This window comes from Pedobacter sp. WC2501, assembly GCF_052682415.1.
This window is the reverse complement of sequence record NZ_JBQZFI010000001.1, coordinates 2,542,653-2,566,656: the sequence shown is the minus strand read 5'-3', so window position 1 is coordinate 2,566,656 and position 24,004 is coordinate 2,542,653. Positions and strand designations below refer to the sequence as shown.

21 protein-coding genes and 2 tRNA genes are annotated in these 24,004 nt (G+C 38.3%); 6 read left to right on the top strand and 17 right to left on the bottom strand.

Annotated elements, in window-relative coordinates; genetic code table 11:
• Positions 1-200 precede the first annotated feature (200 nt).
• The 9 genes from ACUN24_RS10960 to ACUN24_RS10920 form a co-directional block, all read right to left on the bottom strand.
• Positions 201-1,232 (bottom strand): GntR family transcriptional regulator, encoded by a 1,032-nt coding sequence (locus ACUN24_RS10960; RefSeq protein ID WP_132395004.1) that lies wholly within the window; start codon positions 1,230-1,232, stop codon positions 201-203.
• A gap of 42 nt (positions 1,233-1,274) precedes the next feature.
• Positions 1,275-2,660: an FGGY-family carbohydrate kinase gene (locus ACUN24_RS10955; protein ID WP_445562527.1), complete on the bottom strand. Its 1,386-nt coding sequence runs from the start codon at positions 2,658-2,660 to the stop codon at positions 1,275-1,277.
• A 15-nt stretch (positions 2,661-2,675) separates the two neighbouring features.
• A complete protein-coding gene (locus ACUN24_RS10950) occupies positions 2,676-3,956 on the bottom strand; it encodes a sugar isomerase (RefSeq protein WP_445562526.1) in 1,281 nt (426 codons plus the stop codon).
• Between the two features lie 460 nt (positions 3,957-4,416).
• On the bottom strand, positions 4,417-6,537 hold the full coding sequence (locus ACUN24_RS10945; RefSeq protein ID WP_445562525.1) for a bifunctional aldolase/short-chain dehydrogenase: 2,121 nt from the start codon (positions 6,535-6,537) through the stop codon (positions 4,417-4,419).
• Between the two features lie 28 nt (positions 6,538-6,565).
• The gene (gene rhaT, locus ACUN24_RS10940) at positions 6,566-7,660 is read right to left on the bottom strand and encodes an L-rhamnose/proton symporter RhaT (RefSeq protein ID WP_445562524.1); all 1,095 of its coding nucleotides are present in this window, start codon (positions 7,658-7,660) and stop codon (positions 6,566-6,568) included.
• Positions 7,661-8,145: 485 nt separating this feature from the next.
• The gene (locus ACUN24_RS10935) at positions 8,146-9,003 is read right to left on the bottom strand and encodes an alpha/beta fold hydrolase (protein ID WP_445562523.1); all 858 of its coding nucleotides are present in this window, start codon (positions 9,001-9,003) and stop codon (positions 8,146-8,148) included.
• Between the two features lie 18 nt (positions 9,004-9,021).
• Entirely contained in the window at positions 9,022-9,489 is a 468-nt protein-coding gene (locus tag ACUN24_RS10930) for a hypothetical protein (RefSeq protein ID WP_445562522.1), read from the bottom strand.
• A gap of 725 nt (positions 9,490-10,214) precedes the next feature.
• Positions 10,215-10,949: a LytR/AlgR family response regulator transcription factor gene (locus ACUN24_RS10925; RefSeq protein WP_445562521.1), complete on the bottom strand. Its 735-nt coding sequence runs from the start codon at positions 10,947-10,949 to the stop codon at positions 10,215-10,217.
• 77 nt (positions 10,950-11,026) lie between these two features.
• Positions 11,027-12,034, bottom strand: coding sequence for a sensor histidine kinase (locus ACUN24_RS10920; protein WP_445562520.1), 1,008 nt, complete (start codon positions 12,032-12,034; stop codon positions 11,027-11,029).
• A gap of 206 nt (positions 12,035-12,240) precedes the next feature.
• Here ACUN24_RS10920 and ACUN24_RS10915 point away from each other — a divergent pair, with 206 nt between their 5' ends.
• Positions 12,241-14,658, top strand: a complete 2,418-nt coding sequence (locus ACUN24_RS10915; protein WP_445562519.1) for an outer membrane beta-barrel family protein — start codon at positions 12,241-12,243, stop codon at positions 14,656-14,658.
• 101 nt (positions 14,659-14,759) lie between these two features.
• Here ACUN24_RS10915 and ACUN24_RS10910 read toward each other — a convergent pair whose 3' ends face one another.
• Positions 14,760-15,242: a GNAT family N-acetyltransferase gene (locus ACUN24_RS10910; RefSeq protein WP_445562518.1), complete on the bottom strand. Its 483-nt coding sequence runs from the start codon at positions 15,240-15,242 to the stop codon at positions 14,760-14,762.
• A 29-nt stretch (positions 15,243-15,271) separates the two neighbouring features.
• On the opposite strand from ACUN24_RS10910, the gene ACUN24_RS10905 reads away from it, so the two are divergent.
• Both ACUN24_RS10905 and ACUN24_RS10900 read left to right on the top strand, forming a co-directional pair.
• Positions 15,272-15,625, top strand: a complete 354-nt coding sequence (locus tag ACUN24_RS10905) for a hypothetical protein (protein WP_445562517.1) — start codon at positions 15,272-15,274, stop codon at positions 15,623-15,625.
• A 63-nt stretch (positions 15,626-15,688) separates the two neighbouring features.
• Positions 15,689-16,291, top strand: coding sequence for a hypothetical protein (locus tag ACUN24_RS10900; RefSeq protein ID WP_445562516.1), 603 nt, complete (start codon positions 15,689-15,691; stop codon positions 16,289-16,291).
• A gap of 69 nt (positions 16,292-16,360) precedes the next feature.
• Here the strand turns inward: ACUN24_RS10900 and ACUN24_RS10895 are convergent, their stop codons facing one another.
• On the bottom strand, positions 16,361-17,959 hold the full coding sequence (locus ACUN24_RS10895) for a S41 family peptidase (protein ID WP_445562515.1): 1,599 nt from the start codon (positions 17,957-17,959) through the stop codon (positions 16,361-16,363).
• A 308-nt stretch (positions 17,960-18,267) separates the two neighbouring features.
• On the opposite strand from ACUN24_RS10895, the gene ACUN24_RS10890 reads away from it, so the two are divergent.
• Complete coding sequence (locus tag ACUN24_RS10890; protein WP_445562514.1) at positions 18,268-18,714, top strand: SRPBCC family protein; 447 nt, start codon at positions 18,268-18,270, stop codon at positions 18,712-18,714.
• 53 nt (positions 18,715-18,767) lie between these two features.
• Here the strand turns inward: ACUN24_RS10890 and ACUN24_RS10885 are convergent, their stop codons facing one another.
• From ACUN24_RS10885 to ACUN24_RS10860, 6 genes are all read right to left on the bottom strand, one after another.
• Positions 18,768-19,700, bottom strand: a complete 933-nt coding sequence (locus ACUN24_RS10885) for a HipA domain-containing protein (RefSeq protein WP_445562513.1) — start codon at positions 19,698-19,700, stop codon at positions 18,768-18,770.
• Complete coding sequence (locus ACUN24_RS10880; RefSeq protein WP_445562512.1) at positions 19,693-20,025, bottom strand: HipA N-terminal domain-containing protein; 333 nt, start codon at positions 20,023-20,025, stop codon at positions 19,693-19,695. Before ACUN24_RS10880 ends, ACUN24_RS10885 begins: the two co-directional genes overlap by 8 nt.
• Entirely contained in the window at positions 20,015-20,227 is a 213-nt protein-coding gene (locus ACUN24_RS10875; RefSeq protein WP_445562511.1) for a helix-turn-helix transcriptional regulator, read from the bottom strand. Before ACUN24_RS10875 ends, ACUN24_RS10880 begins: the two co-directional genes overlap by 11 nt.
• 174 nt (positions 20,228-20,401) lie before the next feature.
• Positions 20,402-20,474, bottom strand: a tRNA-Phe gene (locus ACUN24_RS10870).
• Between the two features lie 182 nt (positions 20,475-20,656).
• On the bottom strand, positions 20,657-21,163 hold the full coding sequence (locus tag ACUN24_RS10865) for a GNAT family N-acetyltransferase (RefSeq protein ID WP_445562510.1): 507 nt from the start codon (positions 21,161-21,163) through the stop codon (positions 20,657-20,659).
• Between the two features lie 275 nt (positions 21,164-21,438).
• Positions 21,439-21,511 (bottom strand) — tRNA-Phe (locus ACUN24_RS10860).
• A gap of 228 nt (positions 21,512-21,739) precedes the next feature.
• Between ACUN24_RS10860 and ACUN24_RS10855 the strand changes: the two genes are divergently transcribed.
• Together ACUN24_RS10855 and ACUN24_RS10850 are read left to right on the top strand one after the other, a co-directional pair.
• Complete coding sequence (locus ACUN24_RS10855; RefSeq protein WP_445562509.1) at positions 21,740-23,035, top strand: 4Fe-4S dicluster domain-containing protein; 1,296 nt, start codon at positions 21,740-21,742, stop codon at positions 23,033-23,035.
• A gap of 74 nt (positions 23,036-23,109) precedes the next feature.
• Positions 23,110-23,898: a (Fe-S)-binding protein gene (locus ACUN24_RS10850; RefSeq protein ID WP_132395021.1), complete on the top strand. Its 789-nt coding sequence runs from the start codon at positions 23,110-23,112 to the stop codon at positions 23,896-23,898.
• Positions 23,899-24,004: the final 106 nt, after the last annotated feature.

Here is a 24,004-nt window from a genome sequence, read left to right as displayed (position 1 = left end):
TATTACCCTAATTGTTATCTGGTCACTAAGGGAAAAAACGGTAGCGGATTGCATCATTTCTTAGGCATAAAAACCTTGACGATATATTAATGTGCCGCTACCGTTTTAGGTAATCTGATTTATAATTTAAGTAAAGTAAATAATTTGGTATCCTTAAATAAAATATCAAAACAAATCTAAAGGACGAATCCTGCTCTTTATTACAGCGATTTACGCAAATTCAAATAAAAAGGCACTGCTATCTTTTCAGTTTTTCCGTTAAGGATAAATTCAGCAGCCTGTGCACCTAGTTCGCTAAAATCAGTAGAGATGGTAGTAATCCCATCCAAAATAATCTTTTTTAAAGGCGTTTCGTTATAAGAAATTACGCCAACATCCTTCCCAATTTTAAGTTTCTGGGCAATTAAGCGTTCAATCAGTATCACCAGGTCATCTTCCATCAGGTTAATGTATACCTCGCCAGGATTAATTTCCTCGTCTTTAATGTTGTGGATTACCTTATGATCAAAAGCATATTGCTGGCAGAACCTGTAAAAACCGGTTAGTATTTCATGAGGGAAATAACTGTTCTTTGGGAAAATGATTTTCAGGGTGCGGTAATGTGAAAGGCGTTCTAAAGCCTGCTCTAAAGCTGCATAAATATCCTGCGCAAAGTTTTCATAAGCCGCAGCATAATCGCCGGTTACCCCTGGCAGCAATTTATCAAGAATAACCAGTTTTTCTTTTGGGATGGTATTGATAATTTCATGTGCATTTTCGCCTCCTTCTAAAAAATGTGGAATAATCACAAAGTGCGAATAATCGTCGCGCTTGGCCACAATCATTTTTTTAAACAATGCAAAATCGTTGTTGTAGATATAAAAATCGATTGCGGCACGTTCTCCTAAGGTTTTAGTGAAGGAATCGTAAATGATCTTTTTATGTGTACTGAGTTTATTAAAAAGCAAACAAACCTTCAGTTTCCGCGAAAAATCGGTATTGATAATAAAATAACCCTTGCCAGGCACAGAATCGACCACCCCCAATTTCCGGAGATTACGGTAACCTTTTTCGGCAGTATCTCTCGACATCTCCAGACTGAAACTCAGCTCGTTTATAGAAGGCAACAAACTATTTTTCAGAAGTTTACCACTTTCAATAGCCGCCAAAATGGCATTGGTTAGCTGCTTGTATTTTGGCGTCGACGAATACTCGTCGACGTTAAGATAGGGGATTAAATCTTCTGGTTTCAAATTGACTATATTGATGTAGGAAATTCTAATATACGGAAATCCCTAAAAATCTATGGTTCGTTGTATGGCAGAATAGTATTTTAGCTGGATCATATCCGTTGGTGCTGGGTTTTCGTTCCAGGCATCATTTATTGCCAAAGCTGTACCAATTGCCGTAGCTTGCGAAACTGAAGAAGCATAAACCTCAATATCTGGAATAGAAATCGCTAACAGATGCATATAAATTGCATTTTTACCGAAACCACCATCTACAAAAATTCTTTTCACACCTGTGTTTAAAATCAATTTTAACGAATAAATCTGCTGCTTGATCAGGTCAAAAATCAGTTGATGATAGGCTTCTTCTGCCGTTTGAAAGAGGTTCAGATCGCGATCAGGAAAAGCGGAGCTTGCTGAAAAACCCTGTTGTTCCTGTTGGTTTTCGGGTATTTTATTAGCCAGTTTTAAAATCATTGCAGGGTTAAACTTCAAATGTTTAAACAGATAAGCCGCACGATCGAAATGTTCTGCAATCCGCTTAAGTTGTACTTCATGCTCGTAGCCTGCAAAAATCCGAGAAGCCTTAACCGCCTTACCTTTAAAGTGCATGTAACACAGGCAATCTTGTTTAAGTTCTTCAGCTGTTAATGGCTCCTGGTTAAAAGGATTTAAACTAATGCACCATGTTCCGGTTGAGATGAGTACAAATGGAGTGTTAAAATTGGCCAGGTAAGGAATCAATGCTGCAGAACTATCGTGTAAACCTACTCCAACATTTACACTGCTACCTTCGAAATCCGTTTTCAGGCTGGAATCTGCAGGCGTAAAAGCACCAAATTTCTGGTCGATTTTCTCGGTGGTAACCCAACTGTGGTATTCACTTTTGTTGAAATCCCAAAGCTGGGTATGACAACCGATACTGGTAATATCGGCCACGGCCTCACCTGTAATCAAATAACTCAAGTATTGAGGCAGGTGTAAAGCCCATTTCACCTTTTTAAATATTTCGGGTTTTTCATATTTCAGGCGATACAGTTGCATCCCCGAGTTTAAGCTACCCAAAATAGGTGAGGCTGTTTCTAAGGAAATCTTCTCCTCACCTCCATATTTTGCATAAAAAGATTTTTTAAGCTCCTCTGGGTATTCTTTTAAATAGTTATAAAGTGGCGTTAATGGATTGCCATTTTCATCGAGATAAACAAAACTGGCACCATAAGTAGAAAAGTTTATGGCCTTAACATCGAACTCTTTTAATTGCAAAACCTGATGCAGGGAATCGTAAACGGATAAACGCAGGCTTTCCAGATTTTCGCATGGTTCGCCATCTTCATCAACTGTTTCTACAAAACGTGCAGACCGTTCGTAAACAATACTGTAATTTTCGTCGATCAGAAACAGTTTTTTATTTGTTTTCCCGACATCAAATATGGCTATAACAGGTTTAGGCATTTTCTATTTCTCTATTTACAAACCTGTGGCAACAGTATTTCCGCGGTGATTAACTAACTTGTTTCTAACTTCTAAACCGCGGTATAATGCGATTGGCGATAAAGCCGCTCCAGCTCTCAATCTCGCCTCAGCTACTAAAGCCCTTAAATCGCTCCGGAAAGTATTTTGCAAAATTTCCTGTGCTTTTGCCACGTCGTTATTGTTCTGTGCTTCGTTTAATGCTTTTCGATCAACCAATAAAGCCTGTGCATAGGCGATCATAATGGCTTCTACTGACTGTAGTAAATCCTCTAATGGATCTTTCACATTATGAGAAGCATCGATCATCCATCCTAAATCTTTTGCATGGTTCATTCCCTTTGCATCCATCCCTTCTACCAACTCATTAAAAATCAGGAACAATTGGTAAGGTTTAATGCTTCCGGCAGTTAAATCATCATCGCCATATTTAGAATCATTGAAGTGGAAACCACCCAATTTTCCCTCCATTAACAATAAAGCCACAATCTGCTCAATGTTTGCATTTGGCAAATGATGACCTAAATCGACCAAGGTATAGGCTTTTTTACCCAGTTTACTGGCGTATAACAGTGATTGTCCCCAATCGCCAACCGTAGTAGAGTAAAAGTTAGGCTCGAAAGCTTTGTACTCCACAAACATTTTCCAATCTTCCGGCAGTGCTGAATAGATTTCTTGCAGACTTTCTAAGGTATTCTCAAAAGCTTTACGGAAATTCAGCTGACCAGGGAAACAAGAACCATCGGCTAGCCAAACGGTTAATGCATCAGACCCCAATGCAATTCCGTGTTTAATTACTTCGATGTTATGCTCAATTGCCTGTTTGCGGATGTCTTTATTCACATTTTGAAGTGAACCGAATTTATAGCTATGCGCAGCACCTGCCTGATCCTGAAAGGTATTCGAGTTCATGGCATCGAATTTTAAACCATAGCCAGACGCCAAAGTTTTTAAAGCTTCTGCATTTTGAGGGATATCCCAGGGAATGTGGAGTGAAATTGCACCACTTGCACCATTTAGCGCATGAAGCAAGCCAACATCTTCAATTTTTTCTTCAATATTACGCGGTTCGCCACCAGTAATGGCAAAACGGCCAAAACGTGTGCCACCTGTACCTAAAGCCCAGCTTGGAATGGCTATCTGAAAATCAACCAGTTTCTGGATTATGCTTTCCAGGTCAACGTGTGACCAATCTTCTTTTAGAAATGAAAGTTTACGTTGATGCGAGGTTAAAAGGGAGTCGTTATGTTTTTCTATCTGGTTCTGCTCGATATTCATAAGAATATTTGGTTTATTAGGTTAATCATTGCGGCGATACAATCGCCATTCTCGCTCATCCTCGTTTCAAACGAGGACGATTATAAAAAAATTAAAGTCATTTTCGATCTGCGCAAGGCACAGACCGATTAAACAACCTACTAAAACTCAATTTGTCCGCTTTAGTCCGTGTTTCCACAGACTACTTTTTTAGCCACAGATTTACACAGATAAACACGGATTTTGTATCTGTGTGCATCCTTTTATCTGTGGTTTATATTTTTTAATTCGTTCTACTCTTACCGCCGTGGTCTGTGTCCCCACAGACCACTAATTTAATTATTCGTTTCGGTCTGTGGGGACACAGACCGAGGAACAATATTTTTTAATTCGTTCTATTCTTATTGCCGTGGTCTGTGTCCCCACAGACCACTAATCCAATTATATGTTTCCTTCTGTGAGGACACAGACCGAGGATAAGCTATCTTACAAATGCCATGGCTACTCCACCATCAACATTTAAAACATTTCCAGTTGATTTTTGCAACAGGCCACCTACAAAGGCGAAACAGGCATTGGCAATATCATCTGGTAATATAATCTGGTTCAATAAGGTACGTTTGGCGTAATAAGCCGGTAGTTCTGCAACGGTAATGCCATAAGCTTTTGCACGGCCTTCTGCCCAACCGCCTGCCCAGATATTGCTATCGCTGATTACAGCATCAGGGTTAACCACATTTACACGGATATTATCGGCGCCCAATTCGGCCGCATTTAACCTGCTCAAATGTAATTGGGCAGCTTTTGCACTGCCATAACCGGCATTATTCGGTCCACTCACCAGGGCGTTCTTACTTACAATATTAATGATATCGCCACCAATATTCTGCTTTTGCATCGTATTTGTTGCAGCTTGGGTAATAAAGAACTGACCTTTTACCAAAACATTATATAATAAATCCCAATCTTTTTCGGTGTGATCAGCAATGGTTTTAGAAATTGATAAACCTGCATTGTTAACAATAATATCTACCCCACCAAAAGCCAAAGCAGCAGCATCGAAAGCTTGTTTAATATCGTTTTCGCTGGTTACATCCAGAATTGCAGTGCTGTAAGAATCCTTGCCATAAAGGTTTGCAAACTCTTTACCTGCTTCTTCCAAACGCCCGGCGTTCATATCATTTAAGATTACCACACCACCTTCTGCAACAAATTTCTTCGCAATTGCTTTACCGATGCCACCTGCACTACCAGTAATCAGGGCAATTTTTCCTGTTAAAGGTTTTGGTTTTGGCATACGCTGTAATTTCGCTTCTTCCAACAACCAGTATTCGATATTAAAAGCTTCCTGGTGAGGTAACGAAGTATATTCTGAAACGGCCTCAGCACCTTTCATTACGTTAATGGCATTAATATAGAATTCTGCTGCAACCCTTGCGGTCTGTTTATCTTTAGAGAAGGTAAACATGCCGATTCCAGGGTATAAAATAACCACTGGATTGGTATCCCGGATAGCCGGACTGTTTGGATGTTTACAAGCTTCATAATAAGCGGTGTACATTGCCCTATAAGCCTCGAAAGCAGGTTCTAATGACTCTTTTAGCGCCTTAACATCTGATAAATCTGCATTACTTTCTAGTGTTAAAACCAGCGGACTGATTTTAGTTCTCAAAAAGTGATCAGGACAACTGGTTCCCATTGGGGCCAAACGATCCAGATCATTAGAATTGATGAATTCCAATACGCGACTGTCATCGGTAAAATGACCGATCATATGCTGTTTAGAAGAACATAAACCACGTAAAACGGGCGCTAAAGCAGCCGCCTGTTGTTTACGCTGATCTGCTGCTGCACTTTCTATTTTCTGTCCGCCAAAAACAGGACCTGTTTTACCATAGTTCTGGTTCAGGTATTCAGAACAGATTTCGATTACTTCTAAAGTATTCAGGTAACTTTCATAAGCGGTATCTCCCCAGGTAAATAAACCATGCGAGCCCAACATAATGCCACGGATACCAGGATTTTCATCTAAACATTGCTTTAATTGTAAACCCAGTTCGAAACCTGGCTTTTTCCATTCTACCCAGCCAATTGTTCCGCCAAATAATTCTTCGGTAATTTTTTTGCCGTCTTTAGCCGCCGCGATAGCAATGGCCGCATCGGGGTGCAGGTGATCGATATGCGCAAATGGCAGGAAACCATGCAAAGGCGTATCGATTGATGGTGCTTTAGAACTTAAATCGAAAATGCAGTGGTTAAACAGTTCAACCATTTCATCTTCATGTTCTACCCCACGATAAATATTTTTCAAGCTACGTAAACGATCAACATATAATGCTGCCAGGCCACTTTTCTTTAAAGTACCTAAATCGCCGCCTGAACCTTTTACCCACATCACTTCGGTTTCTAAACCGGTAAGCGGATCTTTTTCCAATACTTTACACGAGGTATTTCCACCTCCATAATTGGTTAAGCGTAAGTCTGCACCCAATAAATTAGAGCGATAAATTAATAGGGCAACTTCATCTCCAGCCAGTTTTGCGGCTTCCTCTTCATCCCATAGATAGCTTACGTGCTTATAACTTTTCGTATCGATTGACATTCTTATATTTTATTTAAATTTTTATTTATTAACCTTTAATTGAATTACCATAACCCACAATGAGTACTGAAATGATGATGGTTAAAATACCCGCCAAAACAGTAATCAATGTTTTTCTTGATACACCTTTCCACTCTTTTAATACCAGTCCCCATATATTGGCGATAAGGATGATGAAGGCCATGTGCAGAATCCATGAACTGGCGCCATTGCCCATTTTACTTTCGCCCATACCATAGAAAAAGAACTGTAAGAACCAGGTAGTACCTGCCAATGCCGAAAAAATATAGTTTTTTAATAACGGTGTTTTTGCATTGGTATAATCGCCAAATGTTTTATTCCTTGCATTTAATACCATACACCAGATAAAGTTGGTAGTTAAACCTCCCCAAAGCACAATTACATAAGTAACGTTATTCTGGAATAAAAAATTACCGGTTTCAGCAGGATTTGCTGCTTTCCAGATGGCGTTCGCTGCATCAGCCATTGGTTTTCCGGCCTCGATACCGAAATTGAAACAGGCGCTTAAAACACCCGAAACAATTCCTACAAATAAACCAAGGCCAAACTTATATTCTGTTTTTACCTCCATCCCATGCGGATCGGTAATGCCAGATTTCATTTCCTTTTCTTTCATCGTACCTGCTTTACCGCAGATGATAATTCCAACCACACAGACCAAAAGCCCCAGCAATACCATACGTCCCCAATCGGTATGCAGAAACATGGTAAAAGTATCTTTACCTGCCTGCGGAAAAAAATCGAAGTAAATAGATGGCAGGATTGAACCCAAGACCATACAAAGTCCTAAAATGATACTACTCCCTAATGATACGCCCAGATAACGAACGCCTAAACCATAAGTTAAGCCGCCTATACCCCAAAGCACACCAAAAAAATAGGTTAGCCATAAAATACTACCGTTGGTACTGGTGATTATTGCCGTAAAATTTGGGATAGTTAAATAAGCGGCAAGTGGCGGAACGATTAACCAGGAGAAAATTCCCCCAACAATCCAGTAGCTTTCCCAAGCCCAGCCTTTAACTTTTTTGTATGGAATATAAAAACTTCCAGAGGCAAAGCCACCGAAGAAATGAAATATTACGCCTAAAATTGCCTGCATGTTCTATTAATATATTTGGTCGCTCTAAAATAGAATATACAGTAATTTTAACTGTTATGCACTGTTATGCACGAGAGATGGAAGACGTAAAATGGATGATGGAATTAGATAAGTCCGGAGACGGAGGTCGGAAGTAATATTGTAGCAAAAAGCGAACCTTAGTGCATTTTCAGATTAAAATGAAGATTTAATTCTGAGTTAATCACCGAAATCTGCGGGGCAATAATGATGATATAGTTTTCCCGCAGATTAAAGAAGATAAGCGCAGATTATTGTTTTGCCCCAATTTTTGCAGAAGCGATTATTAAGATAATTTTCCTTCAAATTGTGTCATGTTGAGCCTGTCGAAACACATTAAAAAATATTTAAACAAGTCCTTCGACAAGCTCAGGATAACAATTTCCACACTTAGTTAAAACCCATATATAACTTAGATATTATTCATCTTCCAGTTTACTCCCTACGCTTAGATCCGTAATTGCGATTTATGGCGTTGGAAGCGCAGATATTCTCTGCACAATATCTTCGATCACATCAATAGATCTGAGAATTTTATAATGCCCCACATCTTCAAAAGATTTTGAGTTGATGGCAGGATATTTATCCGAAAATTCTTTAAGAAATAAATATGGCGAGATATGATCAGCAGGATCGAATGCCAGAAAATGATCAAGATCCGGACTTAGCTGATAAAGTTCGGTCAAGTTAAAGTGGCTGACGGGAACAGGGAATTCTTGAGCAAAATTCTCAAAGAAGATATCCTGATGTTTTGCACCAATGTTTACCGAATCTAAACTTTGCTCGAAGTTTTCTTTCAGTCTGATTAATGGCGCAATGCTAATGAGGAGCTTAGGATTAATCTCTAATTCCTGCAAAGCAATTACGTTGGCCATGCCACCAAGCGAATGTCCGATCAAAACATCAGGCTGCGCATAATTTAAGGCAATAGATTTTACCGAATCGGCATATAACATCAGGTTGGAAAATTCGGAGATTGAACTTCCGTTGCCAGGTGCATCAAAAGCGATAATTTCCAGGTCATCTATTTTCTGGAGTTCAATAATCAACTCATAAAAGTCTAAAGCTTTTGAAGCCCAGCCATGCGTAAGCAACACTTTACGTTTGCCATTTCCCCAGCTAAAACAGTTAATGCTTACTTCGGCATTGGTGAAATAGGTATCAAAAACCTGGAGACTAAACTGTTTTGATACATCAATAAGCTGTTCCTGATGCAGGCGCAAAGGCATTTTGGGCGAGTAAAAAATAAACTCACGCATTAAAGTTGCATCAGGATTTACCTGTGTCAATTTCAGCTCGTTTCCAATCTGTTTTAGTCTTTTCAATTCGAGCTTATTTATGGGTTAAACCAAATGCGATTTTAAATCTGCAGGAGAATAATTGATCGATTTTAAAGTTTTATCGTCAGATTTTCTGAACACCAAAAATAATCCATCGATTTCTTTGTAATAAGATTCGGTCTGGTCTTTATCTAAGTAAAACCGGATCGTTTGTTCAGCTTCTTCAACAGTTTTGCAAGCTTTGCTCATATTAGAACGGTGGACTTCGTCAAATAAAGTCTTAAATTTTCCTCCCAAACCAAACTCATGGATGGCACCAGCTAAAACATATTGCAAATCGCAAAGGGCATCGGCCACTTCTACCAGATCATCATTTTCTACAGCTTCTTGTAATTCTTTCAGCTCTTCGGCTAAAAGCGATATACGCAAATTGGCTCTCTGCTTTGAAGGAATTACCGGACTTTCTAAAATAGGATGTTTAAAGGTAGTGTGAAATTCTGCAACCTGGTTTAGCGAATTGGTTTCTTGCATGGTAATGTTTGATTTAATCTTTACGCAGCAAACTTAAAGAAAACGGAAGAAATATTGGGGAGAATTTATGCACAAGACTGGTTAATTGTTGAAACTGGTTTAAATGTACCGTGGTAATTGCTAAAATTGTTAGATTGCTAAATTGTTATCTGCAAATTGCCAACTGAAAACTGGTGAGAATGGTAACTGGTTAATTGATTGTTGAATTGCTTTATTGTTGAATTGTAAAAACCAACCATAGGGCCAATAGATTCATTTATCTAGCTATTTTCTTTGCCACAGAAACATGGATTACACAGAAGTAAAAAGAGACACGTCATTCTGAATTTATTTCAGAATCTATCTAAACCATTTTTTTGCCATGGAAACACGGATTGCACGGAATTTACTTTTTATCTTAGGTTTTAGCCTTTATTTTCTAATATGAAGTTTGAATTTGCAATATGATTCTTAATGCCTTAATTTCTTAATGATCCCAGAAACCAAATCATTAAAGAGTTTTTAACATTGAGAGATTAAGAACATTAAGTTTTTTAAGTACAAATCAAAAAAGACGCGCCATTCTAAACTTATTCCAGAATCTATCTAACGATTTTTTTGCCACGGAAACACAGATTACACGAAACTTACTTTTAGCTACCTTTTACCATTAAGGGATTAAGAACATGAAGATAGAAAATGGTTTACCAGAGATCAATCCTAACAATTGAACAATCTAACAATATTTAACTACCCTTCTTCCCTTCCCTAACCACTTTAAAAAATTCTTCTTTATAGGTTTCGCCAATTGGAATCGCCTGATCATTAATATAAACGGTGTTTCCATCTATCATTTTAATTTTTTCGATGGAGATAATATACGATTTATGGATACGGTAAAAAGGTGGCTGGGGCAGTTCAGTTTCCAGCTCACGCAGTGACTGATAAGTCACAATCCTTTGGCTGGCGGTATACACCGAAACATAGTTTTTCAACCCCTCTATGTAGAGAATTTCTTCATAATTAACCTTGATAAACTTGTTCTTGGTATCGCCCTTGATGAAAATAAAATCATTCCCCTGTGTTACCTGCTGAATAACCACTTCTTGTTGTACAGGTGCCACAGGCATTAAAATCTGTTGTGCTTTCGTAGCTGCCTTATAAAAACGCTCGTAGGAGATCGGTTTGAGCAGATAATCTACTACATCAAGATCAAAACCTTCTAAAGCATATTCCGGATAAGCCGTGGTTAAAATTACTTTGCATTTACCACCACAGATTTTCAAAAACTGGATCCCGGTTAATTCCGGCATCTGTATGTCTAAAAAAACGAGATCAACCTTACCCTCCTGAACCAAATTAAGGGCTTCAAAGGCGTTTGTAGTGGTCCCAACCAATTCTAAAAAAGGGGTTTTATTGATAAAAGTAGCAATAATGTCTGAAGCGTAAGATTCATCATCAACAGCAAGGCAACGGATCATAAGTGGCAATTAAGGTTTTAAGTTTGGCGGTGAGCCCTTAGCGTAAGCTAGAATATTTCAATGTTACAAATTAATCATTACAGATTTAAAATTAATGTGCTTTTGTAAGTATTGCCATTATTTGAAATCAATAACTCATGTTTATCAGGATAAATCAAATCTAACCTACGGTGGATATTTACCATACCTACACCGCTTGAGTGGTCTTTTTGTGCGTGGCTGATCTTATTGCTTACTTCGAAACTTAATCGTTTGTTCTGTATTTTGAGTTTAATACGCACCGGCTGGGCTTCATCAGTCACCACACCATGTTTAAAAGCATTTTCAACAAAAGGGATCAGGATTAGCGAAGCTATCTTTTGATTGGCAATGCCCTCGGTTGTAAAGTCGACATAAAATCTGGGTTCAAAACGCATCTTAAATAATGCTACATAACTTTCAAGATATTCCACTTCCTTATCTAAACTTACTTTGCCATCCGGGCTATCGTTCAGTGTATACCGCATTAAATCTGATAAACGCAAAACAGCATTGGCCAGTTGATCAGAAACAGGAATGGCCAGGGAATAAACATAATTTAAAGTATTGTACAGAAAGTGTGGATTGATCTGCGATTTGAGAAATGAGAGTTCTGCTTTAACCACTTCTTCTTTAAGTTTTCTATGCATCTGCTCCGATTTAAAACTCTGCTCAATACCATAAACCGCAGCCGGTGTTACAATGAATCCGATACTCCAATAAATATTATCAGATATATAGGCCCATGCAGTTACTCCATCATCATAATTATGAAAACCAAACCATTTTAGATAGAGGATCTCTTCTATTAAATACCGAAGTGATGTAAACATTGCCATAGTAAATAAAATACCGCCTATTAACTGAGGCAATTTGTTTCTTTTCAAAAATCTTGGATATACCCATGTATAACATATGTAGAATTCTATCAACTGTATAAAATTCATAGAAATGCTAAATGCAGATTGTCTGAAGGTTGTGCCATCAATTAAATGACCGCCATAAAAATAACCCAAAACAAGTGACCAGCATAGAACATGAATAGAAATGGTTTTTATTGTTTTCATGTCCTAAAACTATGCAAAGCTTTCTTAACTGCCTATTTTCTTATTCCAAACCGGCAAATAATTATCCCAACCTGTACAATTTAAGGATCAACACCTTTTATTGCCTGAAAAAGGATTGGGATAATATTTCAGAGGGTTGGGATTATATAATTTTTAACCTCACGCGACATCTTCATCTTTGAATCGTCAATTATAAAACAAATACAATGATGAACCGCTTATTTAAATCTGCTCTTTTTGCTTTGCTTATTTTTAGTCTTCAAAGCGCTTTTGCTCAAAACATTAAAATCTCAGGAACTGTTACCGATAAAAGTAATAAAGCATTAGATTATGCTTCAGTTGCTTTAATCCACTTACCCGATTCGGCTTCAGTTGCCTTACAGGTGACCAACCAACAGGGAATTTATGAGTTTGCCAACGTTAAATCTGGCCGATATTTTATTAAGGCGCTAATGATGGGTTATGGTAAAAACCAATCTGCACCATTCGAAGTGAAAGATATGCCTGTTAAAGTGCCAGGAATCATACTAACAGACTTGGCCCAAAATCTGAAAGATGTAAACATTATATCAAAAATGCCCGTAATTGATCAAAAAGCAGACCGGGTGATTGTAAATGTAGAACAAATGAATACCGCGGGTGATAATGCATTAGAAGTAATCAGCAGGTCGCCAGGTGTAAAGATCGATAAGGACGATAACATTGTTCTGAAAGGTAAAAAAGGAATCAATGTAATGATTGATGGTAAGATGAGTTACATGACAGGTTTGGAATTAACCACTTACTTAAAATCGCTACCCGGATCTGTATTAAGTAAAATAGAGTTGATTTCCAATCCACCTTCTTCTTTTGATGCAGCTGGTACAGCAGGGATCATCAACATAAAACTCAAAAGAAATAAAATGCAGGGATTTAACGGAAACATGAATATGGGTGGTGGTTACGGTCGTTATGAAAAAGTTTATGCGGGTACCAACCTGAATTACAATATCGGTAAAGTGAGTACTTATCTGCGCTTAGACGCCGGACACTTTAACTCATACAATAGGTTAACTTTAAACAGAACCATAGAACAAGAACAATATAACCAGCTTAACTTTTGGCACCCGATTACAAATAGTTTAAATTATTCTGCCGGTGCAGATTATTTTATTGATGATAAAAATACCCTGGGCATTATGGTAAAAGGTTATACCGCTCCGGAAGAAACCAAGGTAAACAGTAATTCGGTAAATTATAATTCTGCTGGGGTAAAAATGGGCGGAACAAGCATGTTCAATCCGCAGCACAATACCGAAAAAAACCACGCTTTAAACCTAAACTACCGGCTAAAAACAGATAGTTTGGGTGGAGAACTGGGTATTGATGCAGATTACGTGCGTTATGACAATAGTAAAAACGAAACTTTTACCAACAATTACCTTGATGAAAACGATCGGCTTATTGGTACTCCAATTGATCTGCGCAATAATGGCATGGGAAAAGTATCGATCTATTCGATCAAGGCTGATTACACCCTGAACTTTAACAAAACACTAAAAATGGAAACCGGCTGGAAAAGCAGTTGGGTAAAATCGCAGAGCGATGTTCGTTTCGATTCGCTGAAAACCGCTGGCTGGATCACCGATCCAAGAAGGACGAATCTATTTTTATACAACGAAAACATTAATGCAGGTTATCTTTCATTAGATCAAAACTTCAAAAATTTACAGATTAAAGCAGGCTTACGTGCAGAGCAGACTTTGGGCAACGGCAGTTCATCGGGAACGAATACCCTGATCGATAGAAAATACTGGAAGCTTTTTCCAACACTCTTTATTTCCTTAAAACTCGATTCGAACAACCTGATTACGGCAGCCTACCGAAAAAGTATTAATCGCCCGTCGTACAGCAGTTTAAATCCCTTTACTTTTTATAGCGATCCTTACACTGCTTTGCAAGGGAACCCGTTTTTACAGCCCTCGTACGCAAACAGCTTTGAATTTAACTATTCCTTTAAAAATTTCAGGATATTAACATTGAGCTATTCAGTTAACAACGGCTCGATATCGGAAGTAGTTTATCAAAATGATGCGACTAAAGAAAGTATCTCCCGACCAGAAAACCTAAGCCGTACCACCAACTTTTATATGGCAACCGGAAGTCCTTTTGATGTAACCAAATGGTGGAACAACAGTACTGAAGTTTCGGCTGGATTTAACCGCACCGAATCAGCTGTTCAGGGTAATGGTTATAATGCGTTCTCGTGGAACTGGTCGGTCCTGATGGATAATACGATCACATTACCCAAAAACTATAGCTTATCATGTTATGCTTATTATGATTCTCCTTCTGTTTCTGGCCTTTTCCGCAGTTTAGGGAGTTACCAGCTAAATATTGGTGCTAAAAAATCATTCTGGAACAAAAATGCAACACTAGCCCTAAAAGTAAACGACATTTTCAATACCAGTAAATTCAGAGCCAACCTGGAATACAATAACATTAAAACCTATTGGCAGAACGAATGGGAAAGCCGCAGGATAAACTTAAGTTTTACCTATAAATTCGGGAACATGAAAATCAAAACCGCCCGCAGTAGAAAAACCGGAACAAGTGATGAGGAAAACAGGGTTGGCAAAAATTAGGCTGAGTTAGGTTAAGTGTTTAAATCGGTTAACTGGTTAATTGGGTTAGATTTTCTCAATTGCAATAGTTGACCGATTAGTCAGTTTCAACAATTAACCATCTATAAAACCAGCAGCATCCAAACATTACAGGCAAAATGGCCCGAATTACCCAATGGAGCAGCGAGTTTTTTAAATCCTGCTTTTTCATACATACTGATTGCTGTGGTAAGCTCAGGGAACGATTCTAAATACACCTCATTATAACCAAAGTGTTGGGCTGATTCTATGCTTTTTTCCATAAGCATTTTGCCAATACCTTTCCCGCGCGAAGATGCGGAGGTATACAATTTAACCAGCTCAACACAACCATCTGGCAAGCCTTCTGTTGGATAAATACCACAGCCACCAATAATAACCCCATACTCTTCGGCCAACCAATAAGCAGATTGCGGATGTTCGAAAACTGTAGACAGCTCATCGGTTGTAGGATCGGTATAAACAGTACCGGGCTTGTCTATTTTAAATTCTCTTAAAATCGTCCTGATCATTGAAGCGGTAGCAGTGTTATCTTGTGCAGTTATCTTCCTGATGGTGATGGCCATATTATTATAATTTTATGCAAAGTTAAAAAATGAGTAGTGGCTTTTTAATAAAAGCAAACAAAATGCCTTCTAATTTCATTTATAAAGTATTAAAACAGATTTATACCATGGAAAACGAAGAAAATAAAACAGGAACAACATCAGGCACAAATCATCCAAAACCAACAGATGATGTACAGCTGGAAATAGAAACCGTAACGCCTTCAACAGAAAAGGAAACCGAAAAACCAAGTGAGGCATTAAAAACCGAGGAAGTTAAGGATGAGAAAAAATTGAATGATCAGGATGAAGAAGCAGATACTGCGGAGAAACCTGACGAAGAAGAGAAAACTGATAGCGACGATAAACGCGATGATATCGAAACCGCTACACCAAGTGCTTAGTTAATTTTGGTTAAACGCATATTACAGCTGAAATAGTTTTACTATTTTGGCGTTATGAATAACATGAAAGAAAAACTATTGCTTTTCCTGTTTACCATAAGCATTTTTGGATGTGGAGTAAACAGGCAGGCACAGCAGATAAAAGCACTTGAAGATTGCACCTATAAAATTACAGGTGTACAACAGGTATCGATTGCAGGCACAGATGTTAAAAAGTTAATGGATCAGCAAAGCTTTAGCTTAACCAGTTTGCCTGGGGTTGCATTGGGTTTGCTTAGAAAAGATATTCCGCTTAGGGCCAATCTGAATTTAGAGATAACCAATCCATCGGGCAATTTAGCCGCGATAAACCAGTTCGAATATAAAATATTGGTTAATAATACCGATTTAGCGGAAGGCATCGTTAATCAAAATGTAAGTATTGCACAAGGCCAAACGGTTACCGTTCCGGTACAATTGGCGAGCAATATTTACGGGTTAATATCTAATGGTAATGTATTTAACGATATTATCAAAGCGGCTCAGAAAGGATCATCGTCAAAAGATGAAAAACTAGGTTTATTAACCATAAAAATAAAACCAACCTTTATGCTGGGCAATACACCTGTTAAATATCCAGGGTATATCACCATTAATAAAGATATCAGCAGTAAAATATTATTGTAAATACCGTCACAAATAAAAATGCCCGCTTAACTAAATATGTTAAGCGGGCATTTTCGTTATTAGCTTTTATTAAAATTTCTTATCCGGCGTCATCACCATGCCTTTAAATCCTTTTGGATCTAACTTTTCATCTAATGCCCTTAGTTGTGTCACCGATAATTTTGATGGCATTGCTGTTGTCGTTGTACTTAAACTAGCTGTTTTTGCAGGTGTAGTTATAAAAGTCCCGTTTTTGGCGTATGAAAGAGCGTTGGCCAACAATGTTTCTGTTTCATCACCCCAGGCTTTGGTTAAATCTTCTGCCGATTGTTTATCTACCGTTAGGCCAGAATAGTAGCCGCCAACGCCAAGTTTATTTTTAGTTTCAAATTCTGGAATGTACATATCCACCTTATCTATTCTGATCGGAAAGAAACCAACTGGTTTACCGTAAGTTGTTGTACCAATCAGTTTCACATCCATTACTGGTTTTAAACTGTTAATGGTTAACTCGCTTGCCGAGGCTGTTGATCCAGTTACAATAAAATATATGCGGTTTAAAGATAATGAACCGGACTTTGCAAATTTCTCTATATTATCGGCAGCTGAAGGCGAATAATCTAAATCTGCATACGTAGCATACTTACCATTCACACCAGTGGTAAAGGTCTGTAGTTTACCCTCATCATCCAACAGCGGCTGGTGTGCCAGAACGGAGGCTTTACGCTGGGGAGTAGTAATCGACTGCAGGTAGTTATTATAATAAGAAGTGAACATCGTATTACCGGTTTCCCCTGCTGGCGCCGCTAAATTGATGATTTGTGTAGCTGTTGAAACATAGCCTCCGCCGTTATAACGCAAATCAATAATTAATTCACTCACCCCTTGCGTAGCAAAATTAGCGAACGCTGTATTTATAGCCGCAGAAGCATTATTGGTAAAACTATTAAAAACAATGTAACCAACTTTCTTTGCACCAACCGTATAAACATTGGTAAATAAGATCGGATTAACACTATAAAAGCTACTGGATACAACAGCTGTTTTAGGGTTACCGCCTATATCATTAAAAGCTAAAGTCACCGTTGCATTAGCACCAAAAATGGCATTATTTAAAAAACTAACTGCACCAGGGTAGGTCAGTTCTGTTCTTCCGTTTACACTCGTTATCCTGCAACCGCGTGTTAAACCCTGCAAGGCTGCAGGAGAGTTAGGATAAACATATTTCACCCTTAAATCTGTAGTATCATTATATTGAACAGAAAAACCATAATCATTGGCCGAGCCATTTACATCTGCCTTAAGCGCTCCTGTTTTACCTGTAGTAGCTGCAGTATAGTCGAAAAACGAATATTTAGGTTCGCCGGGAGTGCTTCCATATTCATATGGCTTTCCCGTTGCCGGATCTAAAGAATATTGTGTCATAGCATATAGTTCCGCTTCATTCGAACTAAATCCACGTGGTTTAAACACCTCATAAGTGGGTAGCGAAGTATTCCAATAATAAAGCTCCTTGCCATATAAAAAGATAGAATCTTTAGTCAATTCATCCCGTGTTCCGCTAGCCGTGGTAACAACTGGTGGGGTTATAGGCTCATCAGGCGTAGTATTGCTCTTTTTACAGCCGGTAATAACCCCAAAGCTTAAAAAACCTAGCGCTACCAGGTAAAAGAATTTCTTATTTCTCATTGGAATTATAATAATGTTATCTCTATATACGTATAAGGCAATCGTTAAGTTGTTCAGAGATAAACTTTATCTGCCAACAAACTAAATTTAACTCAAAATTGCACACTCATGAATATATTGGTGAATTACGTAAATCTACCGATTAAATTACTTTTCATTTAGATATTTAGCAATTTTTAACAATATCTGCTAAACGGTGTTTTACTATTAGTCCTTATGCCCCCACAAATTGTCGCCTTTGCACCGCTTAAGTCAATCAAATCCTGTGCAAATTTGTTATACTAATTATCTGATTTAAACCAAGAACTATGGAAAAGATCGAATTTAAAACCACAATTAACACCACAGCAGAAAAAGTTTGGAATGCGCTGTTTGGCGTAGAAACCTACCCTAAGTGGACAGCTGCTTTTATGGAAGGCTCTCGTGTAGAAACCGACTGGAAAAAAGGAAGCAAGGCCCTGTTTCTCGGCGAAAACGGAGATGGAATGGTAGCTGTGATTCAAGACAGTATCCCAAACCAGTATATGTCTATCAAACACCTTGGTGAGATAAAAGACGGCAAGGAAGACTACAGCGGGAATTGGGGCGAAACACTTGAGAACTATACCCTCAATGAAAGAGATGGTAAGACAGAACTCGTTATTGATATGGGCATTAGCGATGAATGGAGAGATTATTTCGAAAAAACATGGCCTAAAGCACTGGATAAGGTTAAAGAGATAGCGGAGAAACAAGATTATCATGTAGAAACATAAAAGCGAACGAGCCTCTTTTAAAACGGAGGCTTTTTTGTGATTTCTTTAAACGGCTATAAGCCTTTTAACCGGCTAATCCGCTCTGTCCAGATCATTTTATATCTTTCCTTATACGCTAACGAAAGGAAAGAACTGTCTATCATATTGAAAACCTGATCTGACCGTTTGGTAAATTTATCAATTACCCTTTCAAATACTTTACCACTAAGCCCGAGGACGACTGCCAGATTTTCAAAATCTTTCAATTTAATATTTACTTTACGACCGCTTAAGAGCAATGCCGTATCATCTTTATCGGAAGGAAAAACCAAAGCGCTATTAATTAGGTCGTACGCAGGAGATAGCTTAATCTGGTCTCCTGAATAAAGAATAGAAAAATTTTTCATGTGCATGTCGTTATTTCCGCTCAGGAAAGAAAAAAGGAGGATTTCAAAATAATTGAGTACATCCAGTCCTTTGTTCGTACAATAAAGATTGATCAATTTACCGCAACGCTCATAGGAACTGTCGTATTTCTGCTCGGTTTGAAAGCCGCCAAGCTGACAAAAATCTTCCATATGTATTTTTGTTTTCCCTACCCTGTCGAATCTTTTGGCTACATAGGCAAGCTTCCCGTCTGATACGGGTATCAAAGTATGTTCACAGGTTTTTATTTTGAATAATGCAGCCAAATGCATAGTCAGATCCTCTACTTCCGGCATAAATGCCATTGCAGAATGCTGAGGCTTTAATATGTATTTGCCCCAAAGCCCTACTATTGTCAATCTTTTACCCGTGCCTGTATTTTCCAGATCCAGCGACAATTTAGGTTGAACCCCCGTTACTGCAATCCGCTTATTGACAGTTTCCTCAGCCAGATCATCTAACAGCCGCTGATCAAGTTTTAGCTCAGGTAACTGATCTGTTCCGAAGAACTTTTTACAACAGGTTACATGATAATCCTGTATTCCTTCCAGCGCTTTATAACAAAAAAAACAATTAGCCATTTTCCTCCTCCATCGGCAAAACTGTTACTGCACCTATAGTATCCCTGCAAAGTGTAACCAATAATTCAAATCGGTCTGTTCCTTTGATCTTCCAATGGGCGAGCGCAAGGTTCAAAAGCCATCCTTCAGGGATAAGTCCATCAAAAAAAGAAAAAAGAGTACGGCTGTTGTAAGGATATTCACTTAAAGGCAATGTTTGGCTTATCGGTTTTGGATACATACTTTTTAAATAAGCCATATCATAAATGTAACTATATCCGTTATCGTTCTTTTCGAGATAACCGGCTAATTGGTCACTATAAAAAATTTTTGCCTTATTGATCATGATCTGGTTCTTTATCGATTACACCAAGCTGCTTTCCGAACATTTTCAAAACATCGTTCACTTTATCAAGCTGAACGGTCGGCTTACCTCTTTCCAATTCGCGGAGAAAGCGCAACCCAACCCCAGCCTTAAATGCAAGGTCTTCCTGAGATAATCCATTTTTTTTCCTTGATGCGCGTATAAATGTTACTATTGGATCCATATTCCATACCTTTCGGGTACAATATAGTCATTTTATCAAGAAAATAATACCCTTTAGGGTACAAAAAATAATAAATAAACAAAAAAAATACCCGAAAGGGTATAAAAATGTTAATCAAAATTAGAAATACTTATAAACCAAAAAAGCCTTTCATTTCTGAAAGGCTTTTGGAAGTGGTGCCACCTGGATTCGAACCAGGGACACAAGGATTTTCAGTCCTTTGCTCTACCGACTGAGCTATGGCACCATCCGTTTGGGATTGCAAATGTAGTGTTCTTTTTCTCAATTCCAAAAAAGGATTTCAGTTTTTTTTATCAAAACAAGACCTTAAAGCCTCATCTTTTTGATAAGCAAGAAGATGCACAGAAAAAATATTTTTATTTTATATCACGCACTCAGGCGACTTAAAGTAATCAAAAAAACATATCACTATAAATGGTCAATAATATTCCTTAGAAAAACATACTCCAGGCCATCTATATCATCCATTACCTCACTAATCTTTTTAAATCCTAAACTAGAAATAAGTTTAAGCGAATCCTTATTTTCCGGCGAAACACTGGCTATAAAATTTTCAACTCCAAAATTTACGTTTGCCCAGTTCATTACAGCCGTAACAGCTTCTGTTGCATAACCGTTTTTCCGGGAGTCTTTAATAATCCGATAGCCTAATTCAACCGCGTTTGTAGCATATTCTTTTAAATATTCAGGATTTGGCTTACTATGGAACCTCACCAATCCTATCATTCGATCTTCGTCAGCTAATATAATTGCCCTTGCCGACCATGGCAAGTAATCTGGATCTTCAAATTGCTTTAAACCATATCGCAAACTACCTGGATGATCCAACATTTCTGCAGGAATGTTAGCTTTCAGTAAAAGCGCCGCCCCTTCTAAATCATTTTCCAGGAAATTAGATATCATTTCCTTATTCATTAAACGAAGGATTAGCCTCGGGGTTATAATATCATCTGTAGATTTCTGCATGATGCAAAAATGCTAAAATACTTAACATTTATGTGAAATATAAGATGCTATGATTAAGAAACTCAAAACAACCTTAAAAGTATAGTATAAACTTAGATGATCTAAGGTGGCTTAGGTGGTCAACAAATAGAATACTATGCTAATCTCTGCAAATAAATAAACCAGGACAATTTAAGAATGCCATAAACCAAAAAAGCCTCTCATTTCTGAAAGGCTTTTGGAAGTGGTGCCACCTGGATTCGAACCAGGGACACAAGGATTTTCAGTCCTTTGCTCTACCGACTGAGCTATGGCACCATCCGTTTGGGATTGCAAATGTAGTGTTCTTTTTTCAAAAGCAAAATTTTTTTTCGATTATTTCATTGCTACACTGATTATCAATTAATTAATTTTTCACTATTTTTAATAAAGGCCTTAATACTTGCTTAGAATGAGTACAAACAAACAATTTTATTATTTTTTTTATGCATGCATAGTATTTTTTTGAGATTAATATCCTAATTTAGCATAACAATCTAATTTTGCATGGTGGCACAGATCCTTTTTCTAGTACTTACACTTGCAGCAATTGCGCTGTTTACAGTTAACCTGCGTAAAATAATTCGCAATATCCGTTTAGGCAAACCGGTAAATCGACAAGATCAACCGCAAAAAAGATTAATGACGATGCTTCGGGTGGCTTTTGGTCAATCTAAAATGGTTGTTCGCCCTATCCCTGCCTTCCTCCACTTTTTTGTTTACATAGGCTTCGTAATCATCAATATCGAAGTGTTGGAAATCATGATCGATGGTTTGTTCGGCACACACCGCATTTTTAATGGCTTGGGTGGTTTATATAATTTCCTGATCGGCTCTTTTGAAATTCTGGCTTTTACCGTTTGGGTTTCGTGCGCTATTTTTCTGGTACGCAGGAACATCCTCAAACTTAAACGCTTTAGTGGCGTAGAAATGAAAAGCTGGCCGAAATCTGATGCGAACTATATCCTCATCACCGAGATTTTATTAATGAGCGCTTTCCTGCTCATGAACGCAGCCGATGCTAAACTCCAGCTTTTAGGTGCAAAACACTATGTAAATGCAGGTGCTTTTCCGGTGAGTCAATATTTAATGAATATCCTTCCTTCAACAGAACGTGCCTTGGTAATCGTTGAACGCAGCTGCTGGTGGTTTCATATTATAGGTATTCTGGCTTTTTTAAATTACCTGCCTTATTCGAAACATTTCCATATTCTTTTCGCCTTTCCGAACACCTATTTTTCTAATCTGGAGCCTAAAGGTGAATTTACCAATATGGCCTCGGTTACCAATGAGGTAAAAGCAATGCTCGATCCTTCTTTTGTTCCGGCAGAAACCGAACCTGGTAAATTTGGCGCAAAAGATGCAACCGACTTAAGCTGGGTAAACCTGATGAATGCTTATACCTGTACCGAATGCGGAAGATGTACTTCAGTATGCCCGGCAAATATTACAGGTAAACTTTTATCGCCACGGAAAATTATGATGGATACCCGCGACCGCATTACCGAAGTGGGCCAGAATATTGATAAACATGGTGCAGAACATCAGGATGGGAAATCGTTGTTAGACGATTACATCAGCAGAGAGGAGATCTGGGCCTGTACCAGCTGTAACGCCTGCGTAGAGGCTTGTCCGGTAAACATTGATCCATTACAGATTATTATGGAGCTCCGCCGTTTTGCAGTGATGGAAGAATCGCAGGCACCTGGAAGCATTAATGCGATGTTGGGCAATATTGAGAATAACCAGGCACCATGGAAATACTCTCCAGCCGATCGTTTTAACTGGGCACAAGAAAGTTAGCAGTTGACATTGAATTAAAATAATTAATTTCATCAGGTCCCGATACTTGATACTCGATACTAGAAAATAGACAAATGGAATTTAAAGTCCCTACAATGGCCGAGTTAGTGGCCGCAGGTGAAGAACCGGAAATATTATTTTGGGTGGGCTGTGCCGGAAGTTACGATGAAAGAGCGCAGAAAATTACCCGCGATATCTGCAAGATTTTACATCATGTAGGTATAAAATATGCGGTATTGGGGACCGAAGAAAGCTGCACCGGCGATCCCGCTAAAAGGGCTGGAAACGAGTTTCTCTTCCAGATGCAGGCCATGACCAATATCGAAGTTTTGAATGCTTACAACATTAAAAAAATCGTGACCGGCTGTCCACATTGCTTTAATACCATTAAAAATGAGTATCCGGGTCTGGGCGGCACTTACGAAGTCATCCACCATACGCAATTGATCCAGGATTTAATTAACGAGGGTAAGTTAAAAGCTGAAGGCGGAGAAAGTTTTAAAGGCAAAAAAATCACTTATCACGATCCTTGTTATTTAGGCCGCGGAAACGGAATTTATGAGGCTCCAAGAAAAGCATTAGAAGTTTTAGATGCTCAACTGGTAGAAATGAAACGTTGCAAAAGCAATGGCTTATGCTGCGGTGCCGGTGGTGCACAGATGTTTAAAGAACCCGAAAAAGGAAATAAAGACATTAATGTTGAACGTATTGACGAAGCGCTTGAAACCAATCCACAATTTATTGCAGCGGGCTGCCCGTTTTGTATGACAATGCTGAGTGATGGCATTAAATTAAAAGATAAAGAACAGGAAGTTAAGGTATTAGATATTGCTGAGATTACAGCAAGGGCAAACGGCCTTTAACAATCGTTTTAGATTCACTTCATAAAAAGCTTTATCTAGACGTAAATTGCTATTCGATCTGTCATGTTAAGCCTGTCGAAAACAGTTAAATCTGTAACTAAACAGC